Here is a 16,207-nt window from a genome sequence, read left to right as displayed (position 1 = left end):
GAAGCGTTCCCTCAGCGATGCAGCCACATGCGCAACGCCGACAGCAATTGCTCGGTGTTTACCGGTTTGGCCAGGTAATCAGAGGCGCCCGCTTCCAGGCATTTCTCACGATCGCCCTTCATCGCCTTGGCCGTCAAGGCGACGATGGGCAGCCGGCGAAAGGCCGGGTTGGCGCGGATGACGCCCATGGTCTGATACCCGTCCATCTCCGGCATCATGATGTCCATCAGCACGATGGCGATGTCGGGGGTCTGCTCGATCAGGGTGATGGCCTCGCGCCCCGTGGTGGCCGCCAGCACCCGCATGCCCCGGCGTTCCAGCACGCTGGACAGGGCGAAGATGTTGCGGGCGTCGTCGTCCACCAGCAGCACGGTGCTGCCCACCAGATCCTCGTCCGAGCCGTGCAGCCGTTCCAGCATGCGGCGCTTGTCCGCCGGCAGGTCGGCCACCACCCGGTGCAGGAACAGCGACGTCTCGTCCAACAGCCGCTCCGGCGATTCCACGCCCTTGACGACGATACTGCGCGCCATGGCGTGCAGCTTGGCGTCCTCTTCCGCCGACAGCTCGCGCCCGGTGAAGACGATCACCGGCACGTCGCACAGGTTGCTGTCGGCGCTGATGACCTCCAGCACCTCGAACCCGGTCATGTCGGGCAGGCGCAGGTCCAGCACCACGCAGTCGCACGGCTTCTCGCGCAGGGTCTTCAGCGCCTCCGCCCCGGTTCCGGCGGCCAAGACCTCGATGTCGTCGTGGCCCAGCAGCTCGGTGATGCTCATCAGCTCGGCGGCGTTGTCCTCCACCACCAGCAGGCGCTTGCGCCGCGGCTGGGCGTATTCCTTGATCCGCTCCAGCGCGCTGTCCAGCACGTCCGGCGAGGTCGGCTTGGACATGAAGGAGAAGGCGCCCCGGGCCAGCCCATGCTGCCGATCCTCGTCCAGGGTGATGATCTGCACGGGGATGTGGCGGGTGGCCGGGTTGTGCTTCAGCTGGCTCAGCACCGTCCAGCCCAGCATGTCGGGCAGGAATACGTCCAGCGACACCGCCGTCGGCTGATACTGGCGCGCCAGGTCCAGGGCGTCGATGCCGCGCATGGCGACCAGCACCTTGAAGCCCTTGTCGCGGGCCAGATCGACCATCACCCGGCTGTAGTGCGGGTCATCCTCGACGATCAGCAGGACGGCATCGCCGGGTTGGATGTCCAGCCGGTCGTCCACCACCTGCTCCAGCGCCCGCTCCGGCAGGCCGGCGGCATGGCGCCAGTTGGCGTCGGCCGGTACCAGGGCGGGGCGGTGGTCGTTGGCTGCGGCGTTGGAGGTCACGGCGCGGGCGGTGTGGACGGGGGCCAGATATGTCGCCGGGATGTAGAGGGTGAAGGTGCTGCCGCTGCCGGGCGTGCTGCGCAGGTGGATTTCGCCGCCCAGTAGGTTGGCCAGCTCGCGGCTGATGGCCAGGCCCAGGCCGGTGCCGCCATACTTGCGGCTGGTGCTGGCGTCGGCCTGCTGGAAGGCCTCGAAGATGATCTTCTGCTTTTCGGTGGGAATGCCGATGCCGGTGTCGCTGACCTCGAAGGCCACCACCTTGGGCGACTGCTTCAGGATGGGATGGTCCGACGACCAACCGCTGGCCGGTGCCGAGACGGTGAGGCGCACGCCGCCCGTCTCGGTGAACTTGAAGGCGTTGGACAGCAGGTTCTTCAGCACCTGCTGCAGGCGCTTGCTGTCGGTGGTGAGCGTCCGGCCCAGTACCGGATCCAGCTGCACGTCGAAGGCCAGGCGGCGGTTTTCCGCCTCGTGCCGGAAGGGCCGCGCCACGGTGTCCAGCAGGTTGCTGAAGAAGATCTCCTCCGCCTCCACCGAGACGGTGCCGGACTCGATCTTCGACAGGTCCAGGATGTCGCTGATGAGGTTCAAGAGGTCGGTGCCGGCACCATGGATGGTGCGGGAGAATTCCACCTGCTTGGGCGTCAGGTTGCCGTCGGGGTTCTCGCTCAGCTGCTGGCCCAGGATGAGGATGGAATTCAGCGGCGTGCGCAGCTCGTGGCTCATGTTGGCCAGGAACTCCGACTTGTACTTCGAGGTCAGGGACAGTTCCGTCGCCTTTTCCTCCAGCGCGCGGCGGGCCTGTTCGATTTCCTGGTTCTTGCGCTCCACCTCGACGTTGCGCTCGGCCAGCTGCTGCGCCTTCTGTTCCAGCTGTTCGTTGGTCTGCTGCAACTCACCCTGCTGGGCCTGCAGTTCGGCGGCCAGCTGCTGCGATTGCTTCAGCAGGCCTTCCGTCTGCATCGTCGCCTCGATGCTGTTCAGCACGATGCCGATGCTGGCGGTCAACTGCTCCAGGAAGGTCATCTGCAGGCCGGTGAACGCCGTCATGGACGCCAGCTCGATCACCGCCTTCACCTGGCCCTCGAACTGCACGGGCAGGACGACGACGCTTTGCGGGATGGCCTTGAACAGGCCGGAGGAGATGGGCACGACGTTGGCCGGCATCTCCGTGATCAGGATGCGGCGCTTGTCGGCGGCGCATTGGCCGATCAGCCCCTCGCCGATCTGCAGGCGCTGCGGGTGGCCGTGGGTGGCGTCGTCGGCATAGCCCGAGACCAGCCTCAGGCTGCGCGGGCCTTCCTCATCCATCTGGTAGATCACGCCCTGATGGGCGCCGACCAGGGGCGTCAGTTCGGTCAGCAGCATGCGGCCCACGGTCGACAGGTCGCGCTGGCCCTGCAGCATGTTGGTGAAGCGGGCCAGGTTGGTCTTCAGCCAGTCCTGTTCGGTGTTGCGGTCGGTGGTCAGCCGCAAATTGTCGATCATCGTGTTGATGTTGTCTTTCAGCTCCGCCACCTCGCCGCGGGCGTCGACCTGGATCGAACGGGTCAGGTCGCCCTTGGTCACGGCGGTCGCCACCTCGGCGATGGCGCGCACCTGGGTCGTCAGGTTGGCGGCCAGCAGGTTGACGTTGCCGGTCAGGTCCTTCCAGGTGCCGGCCGCGCCCGGCACGTTGGCCTGGCCGCCCAGGCGCCCTTCCACGCCCACCTCGCGCGCCACGGTCGTCACCTGGTCGGCGAAGGTGGCGAGCGTATTGGTCATGTTGTTGATGGTCTCGGCCAGGGCCGCCACCTCGCCCTTGGACTTCACCGCCAGGTTCTGCTTCAGGTCGCCGTTGGCGACGGCGGTCACCACCTTCACGATGCCGCGCACCTGTTCCGTCAGGTTGGCGGCCATGACGTTCACGGTGTCGGTCAGGTCCTTCCAGGTGCCGGCCACGCCGGGCACCTGGGCCTGACCGCCCAGCTTGCCCTCGGTGCCGACCTCGCGGGCCACGCGGGTCACCTCGCCGGCGAAGGCGTTCAGCTGGTCCACCATGGTGTTGATGGTGTTCTTCAGCTCCAGGATTTCGCCCTTCACGTCCACGGTGATCTTGCGCGACAGGTCGCCGCGCGCCACGGCCGTGGTCACTTCCGCGATGTTGCGCACCTGGGTGGTCAGGTTGGCGGCCAGCAGGTTGACGTTGTCGGTCAGGTCCTTCCAGGTGCCGCCCACGCCGGGCACCACCGCCTGGCCGCCCAGGCGGCCTTCGGTGCCGACCTCGCGCGCCACGCGCGTCACCTCGGCCGCGAAGGAGCGCAACTGCTCCACCATGGTGTTCAGCGTTTCCTTCAGCAGCAGGATCTCGCCGCGCACGTCCACGGTAATCTTCTTGGACAGGTCGCCGTTGGCGATGGCGGTGGCCACCTCGGCGATGTTGCGCACCTGGGCCGTCAGGTTGCCGGCCATGAAGTTCACGCTGTCGGTCAAATCCTTCCAGGTGCCGGCGACGCCGGACACCTGGGCCTGGCCGCCCAGCTTGCCTTCGGTACCGACCTCGCGCGCCACGCGCGTCACCTCGGCGGCGAAGGCGTTCAGCTGGTCCACCATGGTGTTGATGGTGTTCTTCAGCTCCAGGATTTCGCCCTTCACGTCCACGGTGATCTTGCGCGACAGGTCGCCGCGCGCCACGGCCGTGGTCACCTCCGCGATGTTGCGCACCTGGTCGGTCAGGTTGGAGGCCATGAAGTTGACGCTGTCGGTCAGGTCCTTCCAGGTGCCGGCCACGCCGGGCACCTGCGCCTGACCGCCCAGGCGCCCTTCGGTGCCGACCTCGCGGGCCACGCGCGTCACCTCACCGGCGAAGCGGTTCAGCTGGTCCACCATGGTGTTCAGCGTTTCCTTCAGCTGAAGGATCTCGCCGCGCACGTCCACGGTGATCTTGCGCGACAGGTCGCCGTTGGCGATGGCGGTGGCCACCTCCGCGATGTTGCGCACCTGGCCGGTGAGGTTGCCGGCCATGGAGTTCACGCTGTCGGTCAAATCCTTCCAGGTGCCGGCGACGCCGGGCACCTGGGCCTGGCCGCCCAGCTTGCCATCGGTGCCGACCTCGCGCGCCACGCGGGTCACTTCGGCGGCGAAGGCGTTCAGCTGGTCCACCATCGTGTTGATGGTTTCCTTCAGCTGCAGGATTTCGCCGCTGACGTTGACGGTGATCTTCTTGGACAGGTCGCCCTGGGCCACGGCGGTGGCGACCTCGGCGATGTTGCGCACCTGGCCGGTGAGGTTGCCGGCCATGGAGTTGACGTTGTCGGTCAGATCCTTCCAGGTGCCGGCCACACCGGGCACCTGGGCTTGGCCGCCCAGCTTGCCCTCGGTGCCGACCTCGCGCGCCACGCGGGTCACTTCGGCGGCGAAGGCGTTCAGCTGGTCCACCATGGTGTTCAGCGTTTCCTTCAGCTGAAGGATTTCGCCCTTCACGTCCACGGTGATCTTGCGCGACAGGTCGCCGTTGGCCACGGCGGTGGCGACCTCGGCGATGTTGCGCACCTGGTCGGTCAGGTTGCCGGCCATGGAGTTCACACTGTCGGTCAGGTCCTTCCACGTGCCGGCCACGCCGCGCACCATGGCCTGGCCGCCCAGCTTGCCCTCGGTGCCGACCTCGCGGGCCACGCGCGTCACCTCGCCGGCGAAGGCGTTCAGCTGGTCCACCATGGTGTTGATGGTTTCCTTCAGCTGCAGGATTTCGCCGCTGACGTTGACGGTGATCTTCTTGGACAGGTCGCCGTTGGCGATGGCGGTGGACACTTCCGCGATGTTGCGCACCTGGGCCGTCAGATTGCCGGCCATGAAGTTCACGTTGTCGGTCAGGTCCTTCCAGGTGCCGCCCACGCCCGGCACCACCGCCTGGCCACCCAGCTTGCCCTCGGTGCCCACCTCGCGGGCCACGCGCGTCACCTCGCCGGCGAAGGCGTTCAGCTGGTCCACCATGGTGTTGATGGTGTTCTTCAGTTCCAGGATTTCGCCGCGCACGTCCACGGTGATCTTGCGCGACAGGTCGCCGCGCGCCACGGCCGTCGTCACCTGGGCAATGTTGCGCACCTGGTCGGTCAGGTTGCCGCACATGGCGTTGACCGAGTCCGTCAGGTCCTTCCAGGTACCGGCGACGCCGGGCACGATGGCTTGGCCACCCAGCTTGCCATCGGTGCCCACTTCGCGCGCCACGCGCGTCACTTCCGACGCGAAGGAGCGCAGCTGGTCCACCATGGTGTTGATGGCTTCCTTCAGCTGCAGGATCTCGCCGCGCACGTCCACGGTGATCTTCTTGGACAGGTCGCCGTTGGCCACGGCGATGGTCACCTCCGCGATGTTGCGCACCTGGGCCGTCAGGTTGGACGCCATGGAGTTCACGGACTCCGTCAGGTCCTTCCACACGCCCGTCACCTCGCGCACCTGGGCCTGGCCGCCCAGCTTGCCGTCGGTGCCCACCTCGCGCGCCACGCGCGTCACTTCCGAGGTGAAGACGTTCAGCTGCTTGATCATGGTGTTGACGATGGTGGCGGAGCGCAGGAACTCACCCTGCAGCGGCCGGCCGTCCACATCCAGCGGCACCGTCTGCAGCAGGTCGCCGCGCGCCACGGCGGTGATGGCGCGGGTCACTTCCGTCGTCGGCCACAACAGGTCGTCGATCAGGGAATTGACCGAGCCTTCCATGTCGCCCCAGGACCCGCTGGACAGGTTGAACTTCACACGCTGGCGCGTCTTGCCCTCGCGCCCCACCACCTGGCCCACCCGCTCCAGCTGCTGCGCCATCCGTTCATTGGCGGCGACGATCTCGTTGAAGGTGTCGGCGATCTTGCCCAGGACGCCGACATGGTTGCCGGACATGCGGACGGAGAAGTCGCCAACCTTCACCGCCTGCAAGGCCTCCAGCAACTGGTACAGCTCCGCTCCGCCGGGGGGAGGGCTGTCCAACGCCACGGTCGAAACGGGGACGGCATCGGCGGTGTCGTGCTGGAGCTGCAAGGAAGCCTCCCGGCATGGGCCCGGCTGGGCCACGGATTGATGACGCTCGGCCCCGGGGGTGGCCGGGGCCCTGTTCTTCCCTGAGGGGGCGCCGCATCCGTTCCTGCCGTACAATCGCCGACCGGAGCACCCCTATTGGGCCGATTTTACAAGTACGGATATTTCACGGGCGTAGTTTAGCATGTCGTTCTATTCATATGGTCTAGCAGTTCCCAAGAGTTCGATACAGCTTCTGTCCGTCTATGCCGTCCTATAACTTAGGTAAGTGGGATACTGCGGTGATCGTATATCTGTTTTGACTACGCCGTTTGGGCGGGTGCCGCCCCTTGCGTGGGCGACCGGGACGCGGTGGTTCCGCTGCGGACCCGCAAGTCGGTGTCAGCGGCTCGGCCGGCTCTTCACTCCGGGCGGCGGCCGGGCACGACGTTCCGCTGATGGGCGCGGCGCCAGACGCCCGGGGACTGGCCGCACAAGCGGGAAAAGACCTGGGTGAAATGGCTCTGGTCGGAGAAGCCGCAGCGCAGGGCGATGTCGGCCAGGGGCAATTCGCCCGCCGTCAGCAACGCCTTGGCCAATTCCACCCGGCGGCCGGTCAGCCAGCGGTGTGGCGGTTCCCCCACCGATTGGCGGAAGGCGCGGGCGAAGTGCGCCGCCGACAGGCCGCAGGCGTCCGCCAGCTGTTTCAGCGTCACCGGCGCCCGCAGGTCCGCTTCCATCATTTCCTTCGCCCGGCGTTCCTGCCATAGGGCTAGGCCGCCCCGGCGCCAGCCATCGGGCAGCTCGCGCCCCATGATGCGCACCAGATAGGTGCAGAAGGCGTTCAGGATATAGTCGACGAACAGGGCTGGGGCCCGGCCGGGCGTGGCCAGCGGCGCCATCAGCGCCAGGCCGAAATGGGTGATGACGTCGTCGATCATCGTCAGGCCGGATTCATAGTCCAGCCCGTGGAAGCCGCGTAGCCCCACGTCCCGGGCCCAATGGGCCATGGCGCCGCGCGGCAGCTCGAAACTGATGATGTCCACGGGATGGACGATGCGCCAGACGCAGGGGTCGCGCATGTCGCGGAACGAGCATTCCATGGGCGCCCGGGGTTCCAGCTGCAGCATGCGCCGGCCCTGCTGCATGGTGCAGGCGGGGGTGGGCTGCAGGTAAAGCCGCGCCAGGTGGGCGTCAATGCCGCCGTAGCCCATTTCCACATCGGGCAGGGCGTCACAGGTGGTGCGCCGGACGCTCAGCCGTTCGCCGTCATCCGTCAGCTGCGAGTGCAGGATGGTCGCGGAAATGAAATTCGTTTCCGCCACGCTGCGGGCGTTGGAGGCGGAGGACGCGGACAGGGCGGGCGGCTGCATCTCCAATTTCCCCTCGGCAGGACGGGCACCGGTCCAATGATGGTTCGGAACGGAGGCAGCGTAGCAGCCAAGGGTCTAAAAATATTGTCAAATTTAACCCGATAGAGCGCGGCGGGCGAGGGCCCTTCCTCGCCCGGCTGCCACAGGACAGCCAGGGCGCGGTCTCACCTCACCGTCCTGTCGGACCAGGAACAGGGCGTGCCGCCGGCCCCGGTGACGATCGCGGCACGTCCCGTCGGCAGCCTGTCAGCAACCCTCCGCATGCGGGGGCAGCACGGGCGAGACGACGCCGGTGTTCCAGTTCCAGGGCAGGTTGCCCGCCGCCCGCCGGCGGCACACGGTGGCCTCGTGCAACGCGTACATGCCCGGCATCACCTTGTGCCCCGGTTGCGCGGTGTCGGTGAAGGCCATGTAGCCTTCATCCTGGCCGAAGACGGGCCAGGCGGGCAGTCCCTCCGCCACCGGCTTTCCGTCGCGGGCGAAGCTGGCCCAGTAATCGCTCATGGCGGCGGTCAGGCGGCGCTCGACCGGGCTGTCCGGCGCCTTCGGCCAATAGGATGGGGTGTGCGCCATGGTGCCGAAGACATAGGGGATTTCCGAGGCGTGGAAGCTGTGCAACCCCTTGTCGTCCATGGCCGGATAGCCGTGGTCGAACAGGTAGAGATATCCCGGTTGCCCCAGCCTGGTCTGGTCCCGCACCAGCCGCTCTGCCGTCCAGCCGTACAGCGCATCGCGGGTGGCCGCCAGCTCGCTTTCCTCCAGCGTGCTGGTGGCTGGGTAGAGCCGTAGGAATTCATCGGCCAGGTCGCCGTAGCGTTCGCGGATCATCGCCTCATAGGCCTTGGCGTCGGCCGGCGGCGGGGCGATCAGCCAGCGCAGGGAACGGATTTCCCCGCTGTTGAACCCGGCCAGGATGGGAACAGGCGCCTGCCCCCCCTTGTCGAAAACATCGACCAACTGGCCGGTCAGTACTTTGCCGTCCACCGTGCCGAGGGGGAAGTAGTTGACCTTGGCCGCCGCCTGTACCAGCGTTTCCGCGTCCATGGCGCGCAGCGCCGCCACGTCGGTCGCCCCCACCTGTCCGGCGATGTAGGACCCGATAGCCTCTGCCGCGAACTCGCCATGGTTGGGTTGCTTCAGCTCGGGCATGGAGATCATGTAGCCGCTCTCCACCACCGCTTTGGCGAACAGCCCCTTCGCCTTGGGCGACGCCATCAGGTACATGACCGACAGCGCGCCGGCGGACTCGCCGGACACCGTGACATTGGCCGGGTCACCACCGAAGGCGGCGATGTTGTCGTGGATCCAGCGCAATGCTGCGATCTGGTCCAGCAGGCCGTAATTGCCGGAAATGCCGTCGGGATTCTCCGCGCTCAGACCCGGATGGGCCATGTAGCCCAGGACGCTCAGCCGGTAATTGATGGATACAACAATGACGCCGCGCCGGGCCAGGGCGGCGCCGTCATACATTTCGTTGAAGCCATAGCCGTTGAGCAGCGTGCCGCCGTGGATCCACACCAGGACAGGGGCGCTCTTCGCCCGCTTCGGCGCCGTGATGTTCAGGGTCAGGCAATCCTCGCCCATCGCCGGTGGCGGGCTGGTGTAGACGGTGGTGCCGGCCGCCTTGGGCTGCACGCAGGCCAGGCCCGGCGCCCCGGCGTCACGCACGCCCGTCCACGACGGCAGCGCTTCCGGCGCCTTCCACCGCAGCGGGCCTACCGGGGGCTTGGCGTAGGGAATCCCCTTGAAGACGTTCAGGTCGCCGCTGCTGCGGCCCGCCACGCTGCCGGCCGGCGCCCGCACCGTGGGATTGTCCTCGGCCATGGCGCCGAAGGACAGCAAGGCGGCCGCGGCGCAGGCGCCCAGGCGTAGGAAAAGACGCATCAGTGATCTCCGGTCCGGTTGGCTTCACCCTCCAGCACCCGCGCCAGCGCCAGGAAAAGCGTGATGGCCAGGAAATAGAAGGGGACAAGGGTGTAGAAGGCGAGTTGCAGGGAATTGCCGGGATGGGCCGTCCGGAAGTGGTCGCTGGCGGCCCCCAGGTAGGTGGGGCCGAACCCCAGGCCGATCAGGTTCATGACCAGCAGCAGCAAGGCGCCCGACAGCACGCGCTGGCTGGGCCGTACCTCCTCCTGCACCAAGGTGACGGCGGGGGAGAGGAAGAAGTAATTGAGGATGGTCGGACCGATCAGCAGCAGCAACGCCAGCTGCCACCCCGGCGCCCAGACGAAGCCCACGAAGAAGGGTACTGCGCCCGCCAGGCCCAGCGCCGGGACCAGGGCGTAGGCTTGCTTGGATCGGCCGCTGAACCGGTCGACCAGCCGGCCCGAGGCATACATGCCGATGGAAATGCCGATGCCGATCAGCAGGGCGTAATATACCGCCACCTGCTGCAGGCTCATGCCCTTTTCCCGCATCAGGAACAGGACGGTGAAATTCATGACGGCGTAGGTGACGAACTGCGTTGCCCCGCAGGCCAGCGCCATCAGCAGCAGCGCCGGCCGCCGGAAGAACATCGCCACCGTTTCGATGAAACCGGCCTTGGCTTGGGCTGGGGCTTCGGCCGGCTGGGCAGGCGTGGCACCGACCGGTGGCGCATCCAGCCGGCCGCGCTTGGGCTCGCGGATGGTCAGCCAGACGATGAGCGCGGCGGCGACGCCGAACATGCCCAGCACCAGGAAGGCCTGGCGCCAGCTGTAGGCGGCGGCGATGGAGGCGCCGAAGGCGACGCCCAACGCCTGGCCCAGGGGCGGGCCCAGGTTGAACAGGCCCAAAGCGGCACCCCGCCGCCCCGGTGGGAAATAATCGGTGATGATGGCGTAGGAGGGGGGCACACCACCCGCTTCCCCCACGCCCACCGTCATGCGTGCCAGCACCAGCTGCGGATACGTGGCCGACAGACCGCAGGCCACCGTGGCCGCGCTCCATAGGGCGCAGGCGATGGACAGCACCCGCACCCGATTGGTGCGATCGGCCAGCCAGGCCACGGGGATGGAGATGAAGCAATAGAACAGGGCGAAGTAGAGCCCGCTGATCAGGCCCAGCTGGCCGTCGCTGACGCCCAGGTCATCCTGGATGGGCTTGGCCAGAATGGACAGCAACTGCCGGTCCAGGAAGTTCAGTACATAGACGAAGCAAAGCGCCGCCAAAACGTACCAGGCGCGTGCATCAGGCGGCGGCGCCGTGCCTCGGGGCGAAGTCGACACCGGCTTTGGCGCCGGGGAAACGATGGTCATGTCTTAAATACCCGTGGCTGGTGCCGATGCCCGACGTCGGAAGAGTGACCCAACTGCCTAGAAGCTTTTTCTGATATTGAGGGCGACGAAGCGGCCGATGGGATTGTAGTTGCTGCCGATGCCGTCCGTCGCGGGGAAGTAGGGTGGCCGCTTGTCCAAGAGGTCGTTGATCTGCAAGGCCAGCTCTGTCTTCGAGGTCATGCCGCTGTCCGGCAGTGTCCAGGTGACGCGCAAGTCGACCGTCGTGTACGGGTCGGCGCTGTACACGCCGGTGCCGGTGGGCGTGGCGAAGCTGTTGGTCACGCCGTCCTGGTAATTGACGAAGGTGACCACGCTGACCGCCCCGACGGTGGCGCCCAGCGAGGCCCGGAAGGTCCATTGCGGCAGGCCCAGCCGCAGGCTGTCCGACACCGGGGCGGTGGGCGACAGCTGCGTGTCGAACTTCAGGATGTAGTTGCCGGCCAGGCCCGCGAACACGGTGCCGAAGCCCACGTCCCGGTGATAGCCGAAATCGAAGTCCAGGCCGTTGGTGGCGCGGCTGCCGAAATTGCCCAGGCGCTCGTCCAGCAGGTTGCCGATCTGAGGCAGGGGATTGGGCAGGTTGACCGGTGTGGCCACCCCCAGCAGCTTGGCCAGCTGCGCCGGGGTGGGGTTGCGGTAGACGACGGACGCGAACGTCGGGTCGGTGAAGACCAGCGACGCCGGCGGGGTGCCGATCGCGCCGTCGAACTTGATATCGTAAAAGGTGGCGCTGGCGCGGAAGTCCGGCAGGAAGTGCGGTTGCCAGTCGACGCCGACGGAGTAGGTGCGGGCCGTCTCGGGCTGCAGGTCGCGGTTACCGCCCGCCAGGTAGACCGTGTTGACCTGCGCCGCCCCCCGCGACGGGTCGCGGGCCAGGACGGCGGCGCTGGCGGCGTCGAGGTAGTAGGCGCCCACGGTGGCTCCCACCTGGCGCATGCCCGGCGCCCGGAAGGATTTGCCGTAAGAGCCGCGGATGGTCAGGTCTTCCACCGGGTCCCAGTTGAGGCCGACCTTGGGATTGCTGGTCGATCCGAAGTCGCTGTAGTGGTCGTAGCGGCCGGACACCGACAGCGACAGGCGGTGCAGCAGCGGCGCCTCATTGCCGGCGCCCACGATGGGCGCGAAGATTTCGCCGAAGGCGGAATAGATGTCCCGGTCCAGATCCTCGGGCACCGGCGCCGCGCCGACGTAGCCCCGCTGGGTGAAGGTCTCGTTGCGGAACTCCGCCCCGGCCGCGAACTTCAGCGGGCCGCCCGGCAGGTCGAACAGTGGCCCGTCCAGCTTCAGGGCGCCCAGGTTGGTGTGCTGGGTGACGGTGACAGTGGTGGGGTAGGTGGTGATGGCAGCGGCGACGCTGGGGGCGGTGCGCTGGCCGAAGGGATCCAGGGCCGTGGCCGTCGTCGTTCCCGCCGCCGCCACGGCGAGGGCCACGGGATTGACGCCGGGGATGAAGGCGTCGTTGGTCGCCCAGTCGAAGGTGCCGTAGACGCTCAGGTTCAAATCGGCGGGCAGTTGCACGTCGACGCCCACCGACGAATTGCCCACCCGGGTGTTGTCGGTGTTGTTGAGATGGTCGGCGCCGAAAAGGTTGTCGGTGCGAAACAGCACGGTCTCCGACGTGGCTCCGGTGCCGGGCGGTGCCACGAAGTAGGGGTTGGTCCTGGTGATGGTCAGCGTTTCGACGGGCGGAGCCGCCTGGATGATGTCCATGCGGTCCGAATACAGCAGATCGGCCCACACGGTGACACGCTCGCCCAGTTCCTGCCGGCCGGTCAGGAAGCCGCTGTGCAGGCGTGACCGGGGAAGCAGGTCGACCGCGGCGTTGCCGTCGCAGTAATTGATCGTGCCGGGCCTGAAGCCGGGGGCGGCGTAGGTCAGCGCGCCGGTCTGCGGGATCACCACGTTAGCGGACGGGCAATTGTACGACCGGGTATCGACACCGCCGGAAGGCCGGAAGTCCTGGACGCGATAGTCCCGTTCGCTGCCGGTGATATTGGTATTCCGCATGAACTCATAAGCTGCCAGGAAGGACCCGGTGGCCCAGGTCCGGCCAATCACGCCGCTGGCCGACACTGAGTGATAGCCGTCGGACATGCCGTAGCGGACGTCGGCTTCCGCCCCTGAGAAGTGCTGGCGGGTGATGAAGTTGACCACGCCGGCTATGGCGTCCGAGCCGTAAACCGATGACGCGCCATCGGGCACGACCTCCACCCGCTCCAGCGCCAGGCTGGGGATGTTGGGATAGTCCGGCCCTGTGTCGTTGGCCGCGGCGCTGGCCAGGCGGTGGCCGTTCATCAGCGTCAGCGTGGCGCTGGAGGGTAGGCCGCGCAGGCCCGGCGCGAAGGTGCCGAACCCGGCGCTGCTGGCGCGCGGGGCGGTGTTGAAGCTGTTCAGCTGCGGCACGGTGGCCAGCAGGTCCGCCGTCGTGGTGGCGCCGACGGTCTTGATATCCTCATTCGAGACGCTGATCAGGTTCGAGCCCACCGGCGGGACGCCGCGAATTCTGGAACCGGTGACGATGATCTCTTCCAGCTCGCCACCTGATGTCGCGGCGGTGGTCTGCGTCGGCGCGGCCGACGTTTGGGCCCATGATGGGCCCGACGCGAAAAGCATGACGGTCACGAGCGATGTGCCGGACAGCGCGACGCGCCTCGCGGCTTTCGAGGTCCCAGGCATGCGTTCCCTCCCCTGTTTATTTATAGGTTTCTCAAAGCGATATCCGATGGCCGATGGGTCGTCAAGTTCATTCATTTAGTGATAAATGAAAAAGTTCATTGGGCAATGTCATTGCTTGACCGGACGGGGCGGGCGCCCCATCGTCCCTGTCGAATGAAGGGGTGGATGGCGTCTTTTCCCGACGCGTCCGATCAGGAAGGCCGGAGAATATGGCAGCAGAGCCGAAGCCTACGGGCCGCCGCACGCGGGCGGAGCAGCGGGCCGCGACTGTGAAGTTGATCCTCGATACCAGCGAGGATCTGTTCGCCCAACTCGGGTACTTCGGGGTGACGATCAAGGATGTCGCCGACAGGATGGGCATCCATCCGGCACTGATTCACTATTACTTCGATGGCAAGAAGGCATTGTTCGATGCCGTCTTTGAACGCCGCGTGCAATATGCGGTCACTACCCGCACCGCGGCGCTGGACGCTTATGAGGCGGCGGCAGGGGACCACCCCACCGTCGAGGGGATACTGCGCGCCTATTATGAAGGGGCGTTCGACATCTACATCGGCGGGGGTGACGGCTGGCGCCACTTCGGACGTATTTTCGCGCAGGTGAACAATGCGCCGGGCTATGGCGCGGAATTGATGGACACCTATTTCGACCCCCTGGCGCTGCGGCTCATCAGCCTTCTGCAGAAGGCTCTGCCCGACGCCACGCCGGAAGATCTCTTCTGGAGTTTCCAGTTCACCTCCGGCGCCTACACGCTGATCCTGTCACGCACCGGCCGCATCGACCGCCTGTCGGACAATTTGTGCACGTCCGAGGATTTCGAGGCCGCCCGCCAGCGCTTCGTGACCTTCATGGCAGGCGGCTTCGAGGCCCTGTACAAGCGCGCGAAGTAGGCTAGTCGGGACGGGGGGGCGTTCCGACCAGCCGCGCGTCGCGAAGGGCGGCCCGGCGCACCTTTCCCGCCTCATCACGCAAGGGTTCGCTGGTGAATTCGATGCTCTTTGGCAGCTTGAAGCGCGCCAGCCGTTCGGCCACGAAATCCAGGAGGTCCGCGTCGTTGAGATCCGCGCCCTCGACCGGCTGGACGATGGCGTGGACGCGGGCGCCCCAGTCCTCGTCGGGCAGCCCGACCACGGCGCTGGTTCGCACCGCCGGATGCGCGTCCAATGCCGCCTCGACCTCCGCCGGATAGATATTGGCGCCGCCGGAGATGATCAGGTCGTTGCGGCGGTCGGACAGGTAGAGATAGCCATCCTGGTCCACGGACCCGAGATCGCCGGTCGACTCCCAGTCACCGATACGCCGGGACGGGCTGCCCAGATAATGGTAGGTCGACCCTGGGCCGCCGTGTGGCCGGAAATAGATTTCACCCACCTCGCCCGGACGGCGGCGGTGCCCGTCGGCGTCCAGGACGGCAAGCTCATATCCCTCGCGCACCTGGCCGACCGAGCCACGATGCGCCAGCCAGTCCGTGCCGGAGATCATGGTCGACCCGATGCCCTCGGTCGTGCCGTAAAATTCCCAGACCCGCTCGCTGCCCAGCCAGCCGATCCACGCCTCTTTCAGCCAGGTGGCGCAGGGGGCGGCCATGTGCAGCATCATGCGCAGGCTGGGCAGGGTGAAACGCGACAAGGTTTCCGGGGCCAGGCGCCAAATGCGATGCATCATGGTGGGCACCATGGTCACCCAGGTCACACCGTGGGCCTCAATGAGCTCCAGCGCGCGCAGCGCATCGAACCGCCCCATCTCGACAATGGTGCCGCCGACGAACAAGCCGGTGAAAATGCAGTGGAAAGGGGCGTTATGGTAGAGCGGTCCGGGGTTCAGGATGATGTCGCCGGGACGCTGGCACAGGAAGCCCTCTTCCGGATTCCAGCGCGCCGGCATGGCATCGACGATCACCTTGGGCCGCCCGGTGGACCCACCGCTGGTCATCGCCTTCCAGTGGGGTGAAACCACCTCCGGCAGTGGATCAGCCGAATATTGGTCCAGGGCCGCTCCCTGGCCAGGGGGCAGCACCGGGATTCCAGCCTGGGGCAAATGGCCGACGACCAGCCGGGGGCGGACGATGTCAAGGATCGCGTCCATTTCCAGCCGCGGAAGCTTGGCCGACACGATGTTGGGGATGGCGCCCAGTTTCCAGATCGCGAAGGTGGTCTCATAGAAGTCGAGGCCATTGGGCAACGCCACCGTGACGAAGTCGCCTGGGCCGACGCCTTGCGTCGCCAGCAGGCGCGCGCGCGCATTTGAGCGCGCGTCCAGTTCGTCATAGGGAACGGCGACACCTTCCAGGACCAGCGCGGCCCTGCCGGGCGACTGGCGCGCGTGGTGGGCCAGAATGGAACTCAGCGCGATACCATCGTTTGACATAGCGACAACGCCTCTTGGGAAGCCCTTTCCCCGACCCCTTCTCGTCTTTGGTGCGCTCGAATGGGGTTGGGAATGAGAACCACCTACCGCGCGGGCGCCGGCCGGTCAAGTTCATTCATTTACCACTAAATGAAAATTGCGCATCGGAAGGGTGCCGACACCTCTAATCCAGCCCCTGGTCTACCCCCTTGGGCCCAGCCGTCGTGGTCCAACGCGGCAAAAGGGCGGGGCG

At 66.7% G+C, this 16,207-nt stretch carries 7 protein-coding genes; 1 reads left to right on the top strand and 6 read right to left on the bottom strand.

Features of this window, described 5'->3' with window-relative positions; all coding sequences use genetic code 11:
- Positions 1 to 11: 11 nt before the first annotated feature.
- The 5 genes from Y958_RS27110 to Y958_RS27090 all read right to left on the bottom strand — a co-directional run bounded on the left by Y958_RS27110 (position 12) and on the right by Y958_RS27090 (position 13,608).
- On the bottom strand, positions 12 to 6,326 hold the full coding sequence (locus Y958_RS27110; RefSeq protein WP_211098730.1) for a HAMP domain-containing protein: 6,315 nt from the start codon (positions 6,324 to 6,326) through the stop codon (positions 12 to 14).
- 398 nt (positions 6,327 to 6,724) lie between these two features.
- Positions 6,725 to 7,675, bottom strand: coding sequence for a helix-turn-helix transcriptional regulator (locus tag Y958_RS27105; RefSeq protein WP_088874962.1), 951 nt, complete (start codon positions 7,673 to 7,675; stop codon positions 6,725 to 6,727).
- Positions 7,676 to 7,921: 246 nt separating this feature from the next.
- Positions 7,922 to 9,559, bottom strand: a complete 1,638-nt coding sequence (locus tag Y958_RS27100; protein ID WP_088874961.1) for a carboxylesterase/lipase family protein — start codon at positions 9,557 to 9,559, stop codon at positions 7,922 to 7,924.
- Positions 9,559 to 10,911, bottom strand: a complete 1,353-nt coding sequence (locus Y958_RS27095; protein ID WP_088874960.1) for a spinster family MFS transporter — start codon at positions 10,909 to 10,911, stop codon at positions 9,559 to 9,561. The genes Y958_RS27100 and Y958_RS27095 overlap by 1 nt, the downstream gene beginning before the upstream one ends.
- 57 nt (positions 10,912 to 10,968) lie before the next feature.
- Positions 10,969 to 13,608 (bottom strand): TonB-dependent receptor plug domain-containing protein, encoded by a 2,640-nt coding sequence (locus Y958_RS27090; protein WP_088874959.1) that lies wholly within the window; start codon positions 13,606 to 13,608, stop codon positions 10,969 to 10,971.
- Between the two features lie 209 nt (positions 13,609 to 13,817).
- On the opposite strand from Y958_RS27090, the gene Y958_RS27085 reads away from it, so the two are divergent.
- Entirely contained in the window at positions 13,818 to 14,498 is a 681-nt protein-coding gene (locus Y958_RS27085) for a TetR/AcrR family transcriptional regulator (protein ID WP_088874958.1), read from the top strand.
- A 1-nt stretch (position 14,499) separates the two neighbouring features.
- On the opposite strand, the gene Y958_RS27080 is transcribed toward Y958_RS27085, so the two are convergent.
- Positions 14,500 to 15,975, bottom strand: a complete 1,476-nt coding sequence (locus Y958_RS27080; protein WP_088874957.1) for an AMP-binding protein — start codon at positions 15,973 to 15,975, stop codon at positions 14,500 to 14,502.
- Positions 15,976 to 16,207: the final 232 nt, after the last annotated feature.

The organism is Nitrospirillum viridazoti CBAmc (assembly GCF_000730165.1).
GTDB classification, from domain to species: domain Bacteria; phylum Pseudomonadota; class Alphaproteobacteria; order Azospirillales; family Azospirillaceae; genus Nitrospirillum; species Nitrospirillum viridazoti.
Note: the sequence above shows the minus strand (reverse complement) of the source record. Positions and strands in the feature narration are given on the sequence as shown.